Source organism: Kitasatospora sp. MAP12-44, assembly GCF_029892095.1.
Classification (GTDB): domain Bacteria; phylum Actinomycetota; class Actinomycetes; order Streptomycetales; family Streptomycetaceae; genus Kitasatospora.
In genome coordinates this window covers 1870841-1887027 of sequence record NZ_JARZAE010000004.1, presented here as the reverse complement: position 1 = coordinate 1887027, position 16187 = coordinate 1870841, and the positions used below count along the sequence as shown (strand labels likewise).

Annotated in this window: 12 protein-coding genes, 1 tRNA gene and 2 pseudogenes; 10 read left to right on the top strand and 5 right to left on the bottom strand. The window is 71.8% G+C overall.

Translation table 11 applies throughout. The features are described 5' to 3' along the window. The first annotated feature begins 451 nt into the window (after positions 1-451). Positions 452-2114 (top strand): annotated as a pseudogene (locus P3T34_RS09055) (IS1182 family transposase). Between the two features lie 713 nt (positions 2115-2827). On the opposite strand, the gene P3T34_RS09050 reads toward P3T34_RS09055, so the two are convergent. Continuing rightward, a complete protein-coding gene (locus tag P3T34_RS09050) occupies positions 2828-3499 on the bottom strand; it encodes a hypothetical protein (protein WP_280665489.1) in 672 nt (223 codons plus the stop codon). 7 nt (positions 3500-3506) lie between these two features. Next, a tRNA-Leu gene (locus P3T34_RS09045) sits at positions 3507-3591 on the bottom strand. A 218-nt stretch (positions 3592-3809) separates the two neighbouring features. On the opposite strand from P3T34_RS09045, the gene P3T34_RS09040 reads away from it, so the two are divergent. The 3 genes from P3T34_RS09040 (at position 3810) to P3T34_RS09030 (ending at position 6715) form a co-directional block, all read left to right on the top strand. Next, on the top strand, positions 3810-5147 hold the full coding sequence (locus P3T34_RS09040; protein ID WP_280665488.1) for a M20/M25/M40 family metallo-hydrolase: 1338 nt from the start codon (positions 3810-3812) through the stop codon (positions 5145-5147). Positions 5148-5334: 187 nt separating this feature from the next. Beyond that, positions 5335-5577, top strand: a complete 243-nt coding sequence (locus P3T34_RS09035; protein WP_280665487.1) for a chaplin — start codon at positions 5335-5337, stop codon at positions 5575-5577. Between the two features lie 304 nt (positions 5578-5881). Continuing rightward, positions 5882-6715, top strand: a complete 834-nt coding sequence (locus P3T34_RS09030) for a chaplin (protein ID WP_348534643.1) — start codon at positions 5882-5884, stop codon at positions 6713-6715. Positions 6716-6778: 63 nt separating this feature from the next. Here P3T34_RS09030 and P3T34_RS09025 read toward each other — a convergent pair whose 3' ends face one another. Beyond that, positions 6779-6985 (bottom strand): DUF5703 family protein, encoded by a 207-nt coding sequence (locus tag P3T34_RS09025; protein ID WP_280671911.1) that lies wholly within the window; start codon positions 6983-6985, stop codon positions 6779-6781. 300 nt (positions 6986-7285) lie between these two features. Here P3T34_RS09025 and P3T34_RS09020 point away from each other — a divergent pair, with 300 nt between their 5' ends. Further along, on the top strand, positions 7286-7921 hold the full coding sequence (locus tag P3T34_RS09020) for a hypothetical protein (protein ID WP_280665485.1): 636 nt from the start codon (positions 7286-7288) through the stop codon (positions 7919-7921). A gap of 57 nt (positions 7922-7978) precedes the next feature. On the opposite strand, the gene P3T34_RS09015 is transcribed toward P3T34_RS09020, so the two are convergent. After that, a complete protein-coding gene (locus tag P3T34_RS09015; RefSeq protein ID WP_280665484.1) occupies positions 7979-10102 on the bottom strand; it encodes an ATP-binding domain-containing protein in 2124 nt (707 codons plus the stop codon). After that, positions 10099-11079 (bottom strand): aldo/keto reductase, encoded by a 981-nt coding sequence (locus tag P3T34_RS09010; protein ID WP_280665483.1) that lies wholly within the window; start codon positions 11077-11079, stop codon positions 10099-10101. Before P3T34_RS09010 ends, P3T34_RS09015 begins: the two co-directional genes overlap by 4 nt. Before the next feature lie 276 nt (positions 11080-11355). Between P3T34_RS09010 and P3T34_RS09005 the strand changes: the two genes are divergently transcribed. From P3T34_RS09005 to mshC, 5 genes and pseudogenes are all read left to right on the top strand, one after another. Then, a complete protein-coding gene (locus P3T34_RS09005; RefSeq protein WP_280665482.1) occupies positions 11356-12402 on the top strand; it encodes an LLM class F420-dependent oxidoreductase in 1047 nt (348 codons plus the stop codon). A gap of 94 nt (positions 12403-12496) precedes the next feature. After that, positions 12497-13201 (top strand): histidine phosphatase family protein, encoded by a 705-nt coding sequence (locus P3T34_RS09000; RefSeq protein ID WP_280665481.1) that lies wholly within the window; start codon positions 12497-12499, stop codon positions 13199-13201. Positions 13202-13287: 86 nt separating this feature from the next. After that, positions 13288-13854 (top strand): DUF3090 domain-containing protein, encoded by a 567-nt coding sequence (locus tag P3T34_RS08995; RefSeq protein WP_280665480.1) that lies wholly within the window; start codon positions 13288-13290, stop codon positions 13852-13854. A 5-nt stretch (positions 13855-13859) separates the two neighbouring features. Continuing rightward, positions 13860-14777 (top strand): SCO1664 family protein, encoded by a 918-nt coding sequence (locus P3T34_RS08990; protein ID WP_280665479.1) that lies wholly within the window; start codon positions 13860-13862, stop codon positions 14775-14777. Between the two features lie 134 nt (positions 14778-14911). Beyond that, positions 14912-16142: pseudogene (gene mshC / locus P3T34_RS08985) on the top strand (cysteine--1-D-myo-inosityl 2-amino-2-deoxy-alpha-D-glucopyranoside ligase). Positions 16143-16187: the final 45 nt, after the last annotated feature.

Genomic DNA, 16187 nt, shown 5'->3' with positions numbered 1-16187 from the left:
CGACAGACAGCTGTCCTGAATTGCCGAACGGCCGCTCACCCTCTGGGTGAGCGGCCGTTCGGCATGTTTGGAACTGGAACGGCATTCCGCATGATCCTATTCCAGTGGTTCTGCCGAGCGGTAGCCTGGACTTGACCTTGACGCAAAAGGGCCGCTCGGGTCGGATTCAGTGCAGCACTGCGGGATCTTGGTGGTTAATTCCAACGTGCCTGCCGAGCAGGTGAGATGACTTGCTGTGCTCCAGGAACTGGGAGCATGGAGCTCGTTGGTCTTCCTCGGGTTTGCTGACGGAACGGAGCGAGTGGTGTCGGTGCAGCCGCGGCCTTGGCCGGAGCCGGATCCTGTGGGACTCTGTCGCTCGATTCTTCGCAATCGGCTGACGTGCGGGTTTGTGGGTGGGATGGTGTTGGGGATCGGTCGGTTCACGGGGAAGTGAGGGGGGATCGGCGCGGTGTCGCTGCGTCCTGTCCCGGCCCCCGAGGTTCCGGGGGTGACGGCTCGGGTGGCCCGGGCGGCGTTCCCCAAGGGCTGCCTGGCGATGCGGGTACGTGATGAGCTCGGTGTGCTGTTCCAGGACGCGGACTTCGCGGCGGCGTTCCCCGCGCGGGGTGGCCCGGGTCTTGCCCCGGGCATGCTCGCGGTCGTATCGGTGATGCAGTTCGCCGAACGGTTGACGGACCGCCAGGCAGCTGACGCGGTTCGCGGCAGGATCGACTGGAAATACTTGCTGGGGCTGGAGTTGGAGGACGAAGGCTTCCTCTTCTCGGTCCTGTCAGGTTTCCGCGAACGGCTGGTCGAGCACAGCGCGGAGCAGGTGGTTTTGGACCGGCTGCTGCAGCGGCTGTCCGAGCTCGGATTCCTGCGTGCCGGTGGCCGCGTGCGCACCGATGCCACTCATGTCCTTGCTCTGGTAAGGGACTTGAATCGGCTGGAGTTCTGCACCGAGACGCTGCGGTGCGCGCTGGAAGCCCTGTCGGTCGCCGCCCCCGACTGGCTGCGCGGAGCCCGGATCGCGGACGCGTCCTGGCAGGACCGGTACGGGCAGCGGGCCGACTCCTACCGCCTGCCCAAGGGCGAGCCGGAGCGCGGGGCGTTCGCGGTGCAGGTCGGAGGCGACGGCTTCACCCTGCTGGAGGCGGTCCACCACCCGGACACACCCGCCTGGCTGCGGCAGCTGCCGGCCGTGCAGGTCCTGCGCCGGGCGTGGATCCAGCAGTACCACCGCGACTACAACGTCGAGGGGGTGCGTTGGCGGGAGGGCAAGGACCTTCCGCCGGGCAGACTCCGGCTGGTCAGCTCGCACGATCCGGACGCGCGCTGCGGCGGCAAGCGCGGCATGCTCTGGGACGGATAGAAGGTCCACTACAGCGAGACCTGTGACGACGACCTGCCGCACCTGATCGTGAACGTGGCCACCACCCACGCGGCCGTCGACGACTCCACCCAGGTCCAGCCCGTTCATGACGTCCTGGCCCGCCGGGGCCTGACGCCCGGCAAGCACCTCGTCGACGGCGGCTACACCTCCGCCGCGATCGTCCTGGCCGCCCGCGCCGAAGGAATCGACCTCACCGGCCCGCTCCCACCCGCCAGCTACCGCCAGACCCGCGAGGGCAAGGGCTTCGCGCTCACCGACTTCACCATCCACTGGGACGAGCAGTACGCGATCTGCCCGCGCGGAGCCAAGAGCCGCTACTGGGGTCACACCCGCATGGACGGCCATCCGTGCACCGTCGTCCTCTTCCCCGAGTGGGACTGCCGCAACTGCAAGGTCCGGCCCTCCTGCACCACCGGCTTCACCCGCCGCTGACCCTCACCCCCGCGAGGAGCACGAACTCCTGTAGTCACAACGCAAGTTGCAGGAAACCGACGAGTGGAAGCAGCAGTACGCCACCCATGCCGGCGTCAAAGGCACGATCTCCCACGCCGTGCGCACCACCACCATCCGCCGCAGCCGCTACCGCGGCCAGGCCAAGACCGGCCTCGCCCACGTCCTCAGCGCCGCCGCGATCAACCTCCACCGCATCGACGCCCACCGGAGCGGACGCCCCCTCGGCACCACCCGCCGCACCCACTTCGCCGACCTCGACCTCACTCCGCGAACACGCCACAGGTGAATCGAGCGACAGACTCCTACGGCGTCGAACTCTGGGTGCCGGAGGTCGGCGGCCCGATCGACCCGGAGGGCGAGGCTCACGACATCATCATGTCCGTCTTCGGCGGCATGTCGAATGCGGAACGCTCCCGCATCAAGATCCGCGTCCGCTCGGCCATGGCTGCCCAGGCCAAGCTGGAGGGCCGCTTCCTCGGCGGCCGCCCGCCCTACGGCTACATGATCGTCGACGGTGGCCCGCACCCCAACCCCGCCAAGGCAGCCGACGGCAAGCGCTTGCGCATCCTGGTCATCGACCCGATCGCCGGACCCATCGTTCAGCGGATCTTCAACGAGTACATCCGAGGCCGGGGCATCTTTGCGATCGCTGAATGCCTCACGCGCGACGGCATCCTGCCGCCCTCCGCCCACGACCGCGCCCGCAACTCCCACCGCGAGGGACTGGCGTGGGGCAAGTCCGCCGTGCGGGCCATCCTCCTCAACCCGCGCTACACCGGGTACCAGGTCTGGAACAAGCAGCGCAAGGACGAGGTCCTGATCAGCGTCGAGGACGTCACCCTCGGCTACGAGACCAAACTCAAGTGGAACTCCGCTGACAAGTGGGTCTGGTCCGACCGGCCCGCGCACGCACCGCTGGTTGGTCGTGAAACCTTCGAGAAGGTCCAGGCGATCATGTTCTCCCGAAGCCGCCACAACACCCCTCGCGACCGGGTCCGTTCAGTCCACACCTACCAACTCCGCAGCCGGATCGACTGCGTGCTGTGCGGGCGGAAGATGGGCAGCCAGTGGTCCCACGAGGAGGCGTACTACCGCTGCCGCTACCCCGAGGAGTACGCGCTGGCCAACAAGATCGCCCACCCGCGCAACGTCCTCGTCCGGGAAGCCGACCTCACCCCACACCTCGACCGCTGGCTCGCCCTCACCTTCGCCCCCGGCCACCGCGAGGCCACCATCCAACGCCTGTACGCCGCCCAGGGAACCCACAACCAGATCGGCAATAAAACCGCAGAGATCGAAGCACGCGCCGAGATCGCCACCTGCGACCGCGACCTCGCCCGCTACCGCCAGGCCCTCACCACCGCCGACCCAGGCGCGACCGCCCCCATCACCCGCTGGATCGCCGAGACCGACGCCCAGCGCACCCGGGCCGAAGCACGCCTCCGCTCCGTCGCCAGCACCCGACGCCCCCAGGGCCTGACCGAGCAGCGGATCGCCGACCTCGTGACCCACGCCGGCAGCATGGTCGACGTCCTGCGCGATACGAAGCCCGAGACCAAGCGGCAGACCTACGCCGCCCTCGGCCTGCGCTGCCAGTACGATCACGCACAACGCAAAATGCAGGTCAGGATTGCTCCTGACCTGCATTCCCTGGCCAGCAATGTTGGCCAATGGGTCGTGTCCGAGGGGGGACTTGAACCCCCACGCCCGATAAAGGGCACTAGCACCTCAAGCTAGCGCGTCTGCCATTCCGCCACCCGGACCGGGTGTTGTCTGCGTGACTCACTGCCCCGCTGACATGCGTAACTGTAGCAAAGATCGGGTCGGAGACCCAAAAATGGCCGGGGGGTGGCCGAGGGGGGCCTCCTTGGGGTGGGGCGGGAGCTGGGGGAGGATGGCAGGACCGTGCCCGCAGCGCGCCGACGAGGTCGGGGGCGTGCCGGACGGGGAGTCCGGGCGGGCCAGACGACGAGGAGTGACCGTGAGCGAGTCGAAGGCGGAGCGGGTGGCCGGTCAGCAGGTGACCGGGGAGTCTGAGGTTGTCGATATCTGTCGGGACCTGATCCGGATCGACACCAGTAACTACGGTGACCAGTCGGGTCCGGGGGAGCGGGCCGCGGCGGAGTACGTGGCCGAGCAGCTGGCGGAGTTCGGGCTGGAGCCGAAGATCATCGAGTCGGCCAAGGGGCGGGCGTCGACGGTGGTGCGGATCGAGGGGGAGGACCGGTCGCGGCCGGGACTGCTGATTCACGGGCACACCGACGTGGTGCCGGCCAACGCGGACGACTGGACGCACCACCCGTTCTCCGGCGAGGTCGCGGACGGGTGTGTCTGGGGGCGCGGCGCGGTGGATATGAAGGACATGGACGCGATGACGCTCGCCGTCGTCCGCGACCGGCTGCGGAGCGGGCGCAAGCCTCCGCGTGACCTCGTGCTGGCGTTCGTCGCGGACGAGGAGGCCGGCGGGACGTACGGCGCGCGGTACCTGGTCGACAAGCACCCGGAGTTGTTCGAGGGCGTGACAGAGGGGATCGGCGAGGTCGGCGGCTTCTCCTTCACGGTCAACGATAATGTGCGCCTCTACCTGGTGGAGACGGCGCAGAAGGGCATGCACTGGATGCGGCTCACGGTCGAGGGCCGGGCCGGGCACGGGTCGATGACCAATGACGACAACGCGATCACCGAGCTCTGCGAGGCGGTCGCGCGGCTGGGACGCCACCAGTTCCCGCTGCGGATCACCAAGACCGTGCGGGCCTTCCTGGACGAGCTGTCGGACGCCATCGGAGTGCCGCTGGACCCGGAGGACATGGACGAGACGCTCCGGGTGCTCGGTGGCATCGCCAAGATGATCGGCACGACGTTGCGCAACACGGCGCAGCCGACCATGCTCGGCGCCGGCTACAAGGTGAACGTCATTCCGGGGCAGGCCACGGCACACGTGGACGGGCGGTTCCTGCCGGGGTACGAGGAGGAGTTCCTCGCCGAGCTGGACAGCGTGCTGGGCCCGCGGGTGAAGCGGGAGAGCGTGCACTTCGACAAGGCGCTCGAGACCAGCTTCGACGGGGCGCTGGTGGAGGCCATGCAGACGGCGCTGCGGGCCGAGGACCCGATCGCGCGGGCGGTGCCGTACTGCCTGTCGGGCGGGACGGACGCGAAGTCGTTCCAGGACCTCGGGATCCGCTGCTTCGGCTTCGCGCCGCTGCAGCTGCCGCCTGAGCTGGACTTCGCCGGGATGTTCCACGGTGTGGACGAGCGGGTGCCGGTGGAGGGGCTGAAGTTCGGCGTGCGGGTGCTGGACCGGTTCATCGACGCCTGCTGATCGGGAAGTCGGCTTGGGTCGGGGGATGGGCGATGGCGGTGGAGATGGGCGATGGAGATGCGGTCAGATGATCGAATGATCACCGTTACGGGTGAATGGGGAGTCGCGTCCGTACCCCATTTGGCAGAGCCTCGTTGACTCCTATGACAGTCCGCAGAATGGCCTGTCACATGATCAGGAGGAAATCATGAAGGTCAAGAAGATCGCCGTTGTTGCCGCTGCCGCCGGTGGCCTGATGCTCGCCGGTGCCGGTGTGGCCGCCGCCCACGGTGGTGCGGGTGCCGAGGGCGCTGCGGTGAACTCGCCCGGCGTGCTTTCGGGCAACAACGTGCAGGTGCCGGTGAACATCCCGGTGAACCTGTGCGGCAACACCGTCTCTGTGATCGGCCTGCTCAACCCGGCCTTCGGCAACAACTGCCAGAACTTCTGAGCACCGGTTCCGCCTGGGTCGGGTGATTCCTTGGAATCGTTGGAATTGCCGAATCTGGCGGGAATGTAGGGAGAAGAGGGTCGCCCCGTCCGGGGTGGCCCTCTTCGGCTTTCCGGCTCGGACGAATATTCGCTAGAGCAATCGGCGAAACCTACCCGATCGAGTGAGGCGCGGCTGGTTGGGCCAACCTTTCGAGGGGTGACTCGTTAAGTAGTGGGCGGGAAAAGCTCTCGTCGGAAATTCAGACCATCAGATGTCAGGGGTACCTATGCGACAAGTTGCCAGGAGAGGGATCCTCACCGCTGTGGCCACCGGCAGCGTGCTGGCGTCCACCGCGGGGTACGCCTACGCGAGCACCGAGGCCCAGGGCGTGGCGGCCAACTCTGCCGGGGTCGGGTCGGGCAACAGCCTCCAGGTGCCGGTGGACGCGCCCGTCAACGTCTGCGGCAACACCGTGGACGTCATCGGGCTGCTCAATCCGGCCTTCGGCAACCAGTGCGCGAACGCCTCGGCGCCGAGCCACGGCGGCCCGTCGCACACCTGGAACGGCGGGACGGGTGGGACGAGCGGTACGGGTGCCACCAGCGGGACGCCGACCTCGGCGACGCCGGGGACGCCAGGGGCGCCCGGCACCTGGGGCGGATCGGGCGGCTCGGGTGGAACGGGTGGAACGGGCAGCCCAGGTGGTTCCGGTGTCCCGAGCGTCGGCGGCAGTAGCGCCTCCGGTGCCAGCCAGGGCTCGCCCGGCGTGGGCTCGGGCAACACGGCGCAGACGCCGGTCGACGTGCCGGTCAACGCCTGCGGCAACACGGTCGACGTCGTCGGGCTCGGCAACTCCGCCATGGGCAACGACTGCGTCAACCAGTCCGCGCCCACGCCCGCTCCGCCCCAGAGCCCGCCTCCGCCGAGCAGCGTGCCGGTCGTCGCACCCCCCGTCGTGACGCCGGCCTCGCCCGTGGTCGGCGCCGTGCACACTCCGGCCCCGGTGGTTGCGCCGCTCGCCCCCGCGCCTCAGGTGGCCAAGGCGACCCAGCTCGCCTTCACCGGCGTCGACGGGCTCGGCCTGATCGGCCCGGCCGGTCTCGCGCTGCTGATCGGCGGCGGCGTGCTGTACCGCCGCTCGCGCACGGCGGCCTGAGCCCGCGGCGGCCTCCGGGTCGCCTGCTCTGCCCGGCCTCCCTCGTCATGACGGGGGAGGCCGTCACCAGCTCCGGGTCTGCCGGATGATCCGCCGACGCAGGAGGACAGTCCGACTGCCGTCCGGGAGGAGTCGCAGCCTGTCCAGCTCCCAGTGCCCGTACTCGGCGTGCTCGGTGAGCAGCTGGCGTGCCGCGTTCCTTGTCGTGCCGCGCGGCATCCGCAGCGACTGGTACTCGTACTCGGACTGCCGGACCAGCTTCGGTTGGATCAAGGTTCGCCTCCTCAGCGACGTCTGCGGGTAAGCCTACGACCTGCCCCTGACAGCGGCGTAGGCCCGCATCGGACCAGCCGTCAAGGACCGTCTGATGCATGCTCAACTCCCGTCGAGCGCCTACGTCTGGAGACGTTCTACCCGCCTTGAGGACCCGGAATGCGACCCCCGCAGGCGACCGCATCGCTGGAACAAATCGGCCCGGAAGGGACTTTGCCGGGCAAATTGCCTGTGAATCGCGCACTCAGACCGGAACCCCTGTGCGCCCGGGCCCCGGGTACGGATACCGTCTGCCCCATGTCTGATGCCGCGCAGCTCACCCGCACCGAGGTACGCGACGCCGCCGAGGCGGTCAAGGCCGCCATCGACCGCCATCTGGAAGCGGTGTCCAGCACCACCACAGCGGACGACCCCGCTGTCTTCGCCGCGTACGAGGAGCTGGCCGCCGCGGCCATCGCCTACGACCAGTTGCTCTACGAGGTCTATGACGAGGTCACTCCCTTCGAGGTCCCCGGTGACGGGCTGCCCGACAGCTACCGGGCGCCGGACCAGCCGGCCGCGATCAGCGTGCTGATCCGGCGGGACTACCGGATCGCGGATCCGCGCCGGCTGCGTGCCCAGGCCGAGCGCCTGGACAGTTCGCTGACGCCGGTCGGCGCCGACAAGCCGAGCGGGGCCGGCGAAGGCGTGAGCGCGGCCGTGGGGGTGGTGTTCGGCGAGTACGAGCCGGACGAGATCGCCGCCCGCGCCGAGGAGTTCGGCCTGGAGGAGGGCGACGCGACGGTCTGGGTGGCCGCGGCCGAGCCGTCCGAGCCGGGCGAGTGGCTGGCCGAGCCCTTCGACAGCCCGGACCCGCAGCTGCTGATCTGCCGCTTCGACGTCAGCGAGGTCTACGACGACGAGGAGCCGGACGGCGGCGGCTCGGAAGGCTGAGGAAACGCGGAACTGACGGGGGTGGGCCGTGCGGCCCACCCCCGTCGTGCTCAGTGCTCAGTACGCCGCCTGTTCGGCGTGCTCGGCCAGGATCGCCCGCAACCGGGTGGTCCGCGGCTGGGCCGACCGCTCGGCGACGGCCTGCGCCAGCGCCGGTCCGGCGGCGTGCACCACGGACAGGTGCCGCTCGGCCCGCCCGAACGCGGTGTAGACCCACTGCCTGGTCAGTGCGGCGGCCGCGTCCTCGGGCAGCACCACCACCGCGCCCGGCCAACGCCGGCCGACCGCCTGATGGACCGTCAGGGCCCAGCCGTGGCGCAGCTGCGCGGCCTGCGCGGGGCTCACCGTCAGCTCCTCGCCGCTCGCGAACGCCAGCCGCAGGCCGGCCGCGTCGCCGCCCAGCACCGTGCCGGGGCGGTTCACGCCGGGGGCGGGGGAGTGCACCACCCGGTCACCGGGGTCGAAGCCGCCGAAGCGTCCGGGGCCGGGGTTGATCCGGGCCTTGGCGGCGGCGTTGAGCGCGCGCGTGCCGGCCGTACCGCCGTGCCCGGGGGTCAGCAGCACCACCTGCTCGGCGGGGATGCCCAGGGCTCGCGGGATCGAGTCGGTCAGCAGCTGGACGGCGCGGTGGACCGCCTCGGCGCCGTCGCGCGCGGTGAGGATCACCACCTCCTTGTCCGGCGCCTCGACGGTCTGCAGCTCGCCGACGCCGATGCCGGAGACCAGCTCGCCGATCGGGCCGAGGTCAGGGGTTCGGGAGGCGACGACGGGGCAGGGCTTGGCGGCCAGCAGGTCGGCGAAGAGCCGCCCGGGGCCGGCCGACCAGAGCTGGTTGGGGTCGCCGCTGAGCACCAGCCGGGTGCCGTCGGCGAGCGCCTCGACCAGGGTGGCGGCCAACTCCAGGTCGAGCAGCGGGGCGTCCTGGACGATGAGCAGGTCCAGGGCGAGCGAGCCGTCCTCGGCCCGCCCGGGGCTGCGGGCACCGGAGAGCAGCTCGCCGAGCGTGGCCGACGGCGCGGGCGCCTCGCCAGCCTCGCCCGCCTCGGACGACGCCGCAGGCGACGCCTCGGAGGACGCCTCAGGCGACTCCTCGGGTGACGGCAGCAGCGCGGCGAGCGCGTCGCGGCCGTGCTCGGTCCAGGAGGCGGCCCAGGCCCGCAGGCCGAGCCCCTGGGCGGCGGCGAGCAGCGCGGCCAGCTCGCCGCGCGAGGCCTCACCGCCGGTGTGCAGGACGAGCGGGTGCTCGGCGGCGGCGCGGATCAGCGCGGTGGCCGAGGAGGACGGCGCGGCCACCGCGGCGGCCTCCCACGCCTCGGCGGTGGCCACGGCAGGCCCGTCCACCTCCCCATCCCCATCCCCATCCCCATCCCCATCCTCAGCCTCAGCCTGAGTCGGAGTCGGAGCCGGCTCGAAGGTGGACATGATCCGTACCAGGCCGTCCGCTGCGCTGTCCTCGGCGAGCGCGAGGCGCTCCAGCGCGAGCAGCATCCGCATCGGCGGCTCGCCGTCCTCGTCCTCCCCGCCACCCGCAGCGGCAGCAGCAGCGAGCGCGGCGGGACCGGTCAGCTCCTCCTGGAAGGGCATCACCCGGCCGTCCAGCACCACGTCCTGCAGCGCCTGCGCGGGATCCGGCAGGCCGAGCTTCTCCAGCCCGCTCTGCAACTCGCCGGCCTCCAGCGCGGAGTGGCCGCGCAGCGCCGCCTGCTCTAGCAGCCAGGCGGCCAGCGCCTGGCCGCGGCGGGTGTCGCCGGGGCCGGCCGCGGAGCCGAGCAGCGCGCGGGCGAACCCGTCGGCCTGCTCGGGGCGGACGCCGGGCAGCACGAGCAGACCCCACGGGTCCTCGCGCAGCGCGTCGGCCGCGCCCTCGCCGTACGCGGCCAGCGCGGCCGCGGCGAGCCCGGGGACGGCCTCCGCCGGCGCCCCACCGGCGGCCAGCACCTCGCTCACGGCGCGCAGCGCCTCGGCCCGGGCCTCGTCCGGCGCGGCGGCGGGGGCAGCCGCAGCGGCGGCGTCCCCGGCCTCGCTCCGGACGATGGTGCGGATCGCCTCGGCCAGCGCGGCGACCTCGGCCGTCCGCCGACCCTCCCCCTCGCCGCCCGTGCCGGTACCGGCAGCAGCGGGTGCGTCCCCAACAGCGTCAGCGGAGTCAGCGGAATCAACGGAGTCGTGCGTCTGGCTCACAATTCGTTCCAGTCCTGATCGGGGTAGCGACGCACCGGCGCCGAGATGTCGTCGAGCGCACCGCGGATCTCATCCGGAAGCGTAAGCGCCTCCACCGACAGTGATGACCGCAGCTGAGCGGCGGTCCGGGCGCCCACGATCGCGCTCGCCACGCCGGGCCGGTCGCGCACCCAGGAGAGCGCGACCGCCAGCGGGCTGCTCGCCAGGCCGTCCGCCGCGGTCGCCACCGCGTCCACGATCCGCCGCGAGCGCTCGCCCAGGTACGGCTGGACGAAGCCGGACAGGTACGGCGAGGCGCCCCGCGAGTCCGGCGGCACCCCGTGCCGGTACTTGCCGGTCAGCACCCCGCGGCCCAGCGGTGAGGAGGCCAGCAGCCCGAGCCCGCCGTCCAGCGCGGCCGGCAGCACCTCGCGCTCGATGCCCCGCTGGAGCAGCGAGTACTCCATCTGGGTGGACGCCAGCGGTACCCGGCCCGCCCCGCAGCGCTGCCAGGTGGCGGCCTTGGCGAGCTGCCAGCCGCTGAAGTTGGACACCCCGGCGTAGCGCGCGCGGCCCGAGCAGACCGCCAGGTCCAGCGCGTGCAGGGTCTCCTCGGTGGGGGTGCCGGGGTCGAAGGCGTGCACCTGCCACAGGTCCACGTAGTCCGTGCCGAGTCGGCGCAGCGAGGCGTCCAGGGCGGTCAGCAGCTGGCCGCGTGAGGTGTCGAACCGGCGGTCGCTGTCCGGGACGCTGCCGGCCTTGGTGGCGATCACCAGTTCGGAGCGTGGGATCAGGTTGTCCGTCAGGCGCGAGATGAGGTACTCGGCACCGCCGTCCGCGTAGATGTCGGCGGTGTCCACCAGGGTGCCGCCGGCGTCGGCGAACTCCTTGAGCTGCTCGGCGGCTTCCTGCTCGTCGGTGTCCCGGCCCCAGGTCATGGTGCCCAGGCCGAGCCGGGAGACCCGTAGGCCGGTGCGGCCGAGATGACGCTTCTCCACAAGGAGCCCCCTCGATCGGTTGCGCGGACGGAACGCTCAAGCGGCCAGGGCACGGCAGGCCAGGGCGCAGCAGGCCAGGGGCCGGGCGGGGCGAAAGTCCACGAGGGAAGAGCGTAGTGGGAGCCCGCAGGGGCACTGCGCCGACCCGCAGAGCACGCGCGGCGCCCGCCACCGCCCCGAGCTGTGACGCGCACCACAACTACCGGCCAGTAGCATGGCCCCCGCACCGCGGCTACGCTCGGCGCGGACCCCTCTCCCGGAAGGCTCGGCACCCTCATGCGACTCGGCATCAACCTCGGCTACTGGGGACTCGGCATGGATGCCGACAACATCGCGGTCGCCCAGGAGGCCGACCGGCTCGGCTACTCGGTCTGCTGGGCCGCCGAGGCGTACGGCTCCGACGCGGCGACCGTGCTGAGCTTCGTGGCGGCGAAGACCGAGCGGATCGACGTCGGCTCGGCGATCTTCCAGATCCCGGCCCGCACCCCGGCGATGACCGCGATGACCGCCGCCACCCTGGACACCCTCTCCGAGGGCCGCTTCCGGCTGGGCCTGGGCGTCTCGGGTCCGCAGGTCTCCGAGGGCTGGTACGGCGTCAAGTTCGACAAGCCGCTCGCCCGCACCCGCGAGTACGTCGAGATCATCCGCAAGGCGATGTCGCGCGAGCGCCTGGTGCACGAGGGCCCCAACTGGACGCTGCCGCTGCCGGGCGGCCCGGGCAAGCCGATCAAGCTGACCGTGCACCCGGTGCGTGAGCACATCCCGCTGTACATCGCCGCGATCGGCCCGAAGAACCTGGAGCTCACCGGCGAGATCGCCGACGGCTGGCTCGGCATCTTCTTCGCCCCCGAGCACGCCGCCCTCTCGCTCGACCAGCTGGCCGCCGGGCGTGCCAAGGCCGGCCTGACGCTGGACGGCTTCGACATCTGCCCGACCGTCACCATCTCGGTCGGCGAGGACGTCAAGGCCGCCGCCGACGCCCACCGCTCCTACGCCGCGCTATACATCGGCGGGATGGGCAGCAAGGACAAGAACTTCTACAACCAGCTGACCCGCCGGATGGGCTACGAGCAGGCCGCTGACGAGGTCCAGCAGCGCTACCTCGCCAAGGACTACGCGGGCGCCGCGGCCGCCGTGCCGCACGAGCTGATCGACGCCACCTCGCTGCTCGGCACCAAGGAGCGGATCGCCGACCGGATGCAGGCCTTCGCGGACGCGGGCGTCACCACGCTCACGCTGGCCCCGGCCGGCTTCACGCTGGACGAGCGGATCGCCGCGCTGCGTACGGCGGTCGAGGCCGTCGAGCTGGCCGGGCTGGCCTGAGGGCCCAGGCAGGGCCAAGGCAGGTCCAAGGCAGGTCCAAGGCAGGGCCCAGGGCCCTGCCGGGAGGACTGGACCACCCCGTAGGCTTGGATCCATGCCCACGCTGCTGCTGGTACGCCACGGACGGTCCACCGCCAACACCGCCGGGATCCTCGCCGGCTGGACGCCGGGAGTGGACCTCGACGACACCGGCCGGTCCCAGGCGGCCGCGCTGGTGGACCGGCTGACGGGCATTCCGCTGGCGCAGGTGGTCAGCAGCCCGCTGGAGCGCTGCCGGCAGACCCTGGCGCCGCTGGTCGAGGCCCGTCCGGACCTCGGCGAGCCGACCCTGGACGACCGGTTCGGCGAGTGCCACTACGGGGAGTGGACCGGGCGTCCACTCTCCGAACTGGCGCAGGAGCCGCTCTGGCGCACCGTCCAGGACCACGCCTCCGCGGCCGCCTTCCCCGGCGGGGAGTCGCTGCGCGCGCTGAGCCACCGGACGGTGGCGGCGGCCCGTGAGTGGGACGAGAAGATCGCCGCCGAGCACGGCCCGGAGGCGGTCTGGGCCGTGTGCACGCACGGTGACGTGGTCAAGGCCGTGGTGGCCGACGCGCTCGGGCTGCATCTGGACCACTTCCAGCGGATCAACGTCGAGCCCTGCTCGGTGACCGCGATCCGCTACACCCCGCAGCGGCCCTTCGTGCTGCGGATGGGCGACACCGGCGACCTCGGGTCACTGCGCCCGCGCCCGGCCCACGCGTCCGGCGGCGCTCCGTCCGGTGACGCGGTGGTCGGCGGCGACACCGGGACGGCCTGAGGCCGGACCCTCCCACGGCGACACGAAAGCCGTAGGGTGAAAAGCACGCCCCCCACCGACCCGTTTCACACCCCCGGAGCGAGAGAGTGCCCCGTCAGGTCTACTTCTACGACCAGCCCGAGCGGTTCGTGGCCGGTACCGTCGGCCAGCCCGGCGCCCGGGCGTTCTTCCTGCAGGCCAGCGCACGCGGCCGGATCACCAGCGTGCTGCTGGAGAAGACGCAGGTCGCGGCGCTCGCCGAGCGGGTCGAGGAGGTGCTGGACGAAGCGCTGCGGCGCAGCGGCGGCGACGCCCCGATCCCGGCCGTCGCCCCGGTCGAGCTGATCGACACCGCGCCGCTGGACCTGCCGCTGGAGCAGGAGTTCCGGGTCGGCACCATGGCGCTGGCCTGGGACAGCACCGCGAGCTGCCTGGTGGTCGAGGCGCAGGCGGTGCTGGAGGGCGAGGAGGACGACCCGGAGGCCGAGGTCGCCTTCGAGGACGAGAACGGCCCGGACATGCTCCGGGTGCGGCTCAGCGGGGCGATGGCCCGGGTCTTCGCCAAGCGGGCGCTGGACCTGGTGGCGGCCGGCCGCAAGCCCTGCCCGTTCTGCAACCTGCCGCTGGACCCGGAAGGGCACCTGTGTCCGCGCGCGAACGGCTACCGGCGCTGAACGGCGTGAGCGGCGAAGCCGACGCGCCCGAGGCCCAGATGTCCGAGGCCCAGATGTCCGAGGCTCAGACGCCCGAGGCGGCGGACCCCGACATACCCGACGCCGACCCCGCGCTCGCGGCCGCGCTGGCCGCCGACGTCCCCGCCGCGCTGAACCTGCTGCGCGCGGGCGAGCTCACCGTGCACGGGCAGCTGACCGACGCCTCCAACGCGGCGCTCTACTGCTCGGTCGCGCTGGACGGCGTCAGCGCGCTCTGCGTCTACAAGCCGGTCGCGGGTGAGCGCCCGCTCTGGGACTTCCCGGACGGCACCCTGGCCGGCCGCGAGGTGGCCTCGTACGAGCTGGCCGCGGCGACCGGCTGGGGCTTGATCCCGCCCACCGTGCTGCGTGAGGGGCCGTACGGCAGCGGGATGGTGCAGATCTGGGTCGAGCCGGACCCGCAGGCGCCGGCGCTGCTCGCCCTGCAGGACCCGGCCGGCCCCGAGCAGGGCTGGCTGCCGATCGTCCGGGCCGAGGTCGGCGGCGGCCGTACGGCGCTGCTGGTGCACCTGGACGACCAGCGGCTGCGCCGGCTCGCCGTCGTCGACGCGGTGCTGAACAACGCCGACCGCAAGGGCGGCCACCTGCTTTCGGCCGCCGACGGGCGGATCTACGGCATCGACCACGGCGTGACCTTCGCCGTCCCGGGCAAACTGCGCACACTGCTCTGGGGCTGGGCCGAGCAGCCGCTGGCCGAGGAGGCGGCCGAGATGCTGCACCGGCTGTCCGGCGATCTCGACGGTGCGCTGGGGGAGCGTCTGCGGCCGCATCTGACGGCGGCTGAGCTGACGGCCACCCGGGAACGGGTCGCGGCGCTGCTGCGCACCGGGCGCCACCCGGCGCCGTCCGACGAGTGGCCCTCGATCCCCTGGCCACCGGTCTAGAGCCGTCACGGGTCCAGATCCGTCACCGGGTGGCCGTATTCCCAGGCAGGAGAACTGTGGCGTACAGCGCAGATTCAGCCGAATCTGACGTACTGGTTAGCCTTTCAAATGATCGCAAGGTTAAAGTCATTTTCATGCATGCCTGGCCCGCCTCCGAGGTTCCCGCCCTGCCTGGTCAGGGACTCCCCCTGCGTATCCACGACACCGCCGCGGGCTGTATCCGGGAGGTGGTGCCGCAGGGCCCCACCGCCCGGATGTACGTCTGCGGCATCACCCCGTACGACGCCACACACCTCGGCCACGCCGCCACGTACAACACCTTCGACCTGGTTCAGCGGGTCTGGAGGGACGCCGGCCACGACGTCCTGTACGTACAGAACGTCACCGACGTGGACGACCCGCTGCTGGAGCGCGCCAACGCCACCGGTCAGGACTGGGTCGAGCTCGCCGAGCGTGAGACCGCGCTCTTCCGCGAGGACATGACGGCGCTGCGGATACTCCCGCCGGCTCACTACATCGGCGCCGTCGAGTCGATCCCGTGGATCGTCCCGCTGGTGACCAAGCTGCTGGCGACCGGCGCCGCCTACCGGCTGGACGGCGACATCTACTTCTCGATCGAGTCCGACGCCCGCTTCGGCGAGGTCTCCGGCCTGAGCCGCGAGGAGATGCTGGCGATCTTCGCCGAGCGCGGTGGCGACCCGGAGCGGGCGGGCAAGAAGCACCCGCTGGACGCGCTGCTCTGGCTGGCCGCGCGCCCCCGGCGAGCCCGCCTGGGACACCGAGCTCGGCCGCGGCCGCCCCGGCTGGCACATCGAGTGCGTGGCGATCGCGCTGGAGTACCTGGAGATGTCGTTCGACATCCAGGGCGGCGGCAACGACCTCGCCTTCCCGCACCACGAGATGGGCGCCGCGCACGCCCAGGCGGTCACCGGCAGCCACCCGTACGCGCGGGCCTATGTGCACGCCGGGATGGTCGCCCTGGACGGGCACAAGATGTCCAAGTCGCGCGGCAACCTGGTCTTCGTCTCCGCGCTGCGCCGCGACGGCGTGGACCCGGCGGCGATCCGCCTCGCGCTGCTCTCGCGGCACTACCGCAGCAACTGGGAGTGGGACAAGTCCGTCCTGGACGAGGCCGTCGAGCGCCTGGCGCGCTGGCGTGCAGCCGTCTCGCGCCCGGACGGGCCGGCGGCCGAGCAGCTGCTCGCCGAGGTCCGCGCGGCGCTCGCCGAGGACCTGGACACGGCCGGCGCGCTGGCCGCGGTGGACCGCTGGGCCGCCGAGCAGGAGCGCACCGGCGGCCAGGACATGGGCGCGCCGGGCCTGGTCTCGCGCACCGTGGACGCGCTGCTCGGCGTCGCGCTCTAACCCCGCGGCACCCTTCGAGGGCCGCCGACCCCGCCAGCCGGGGGT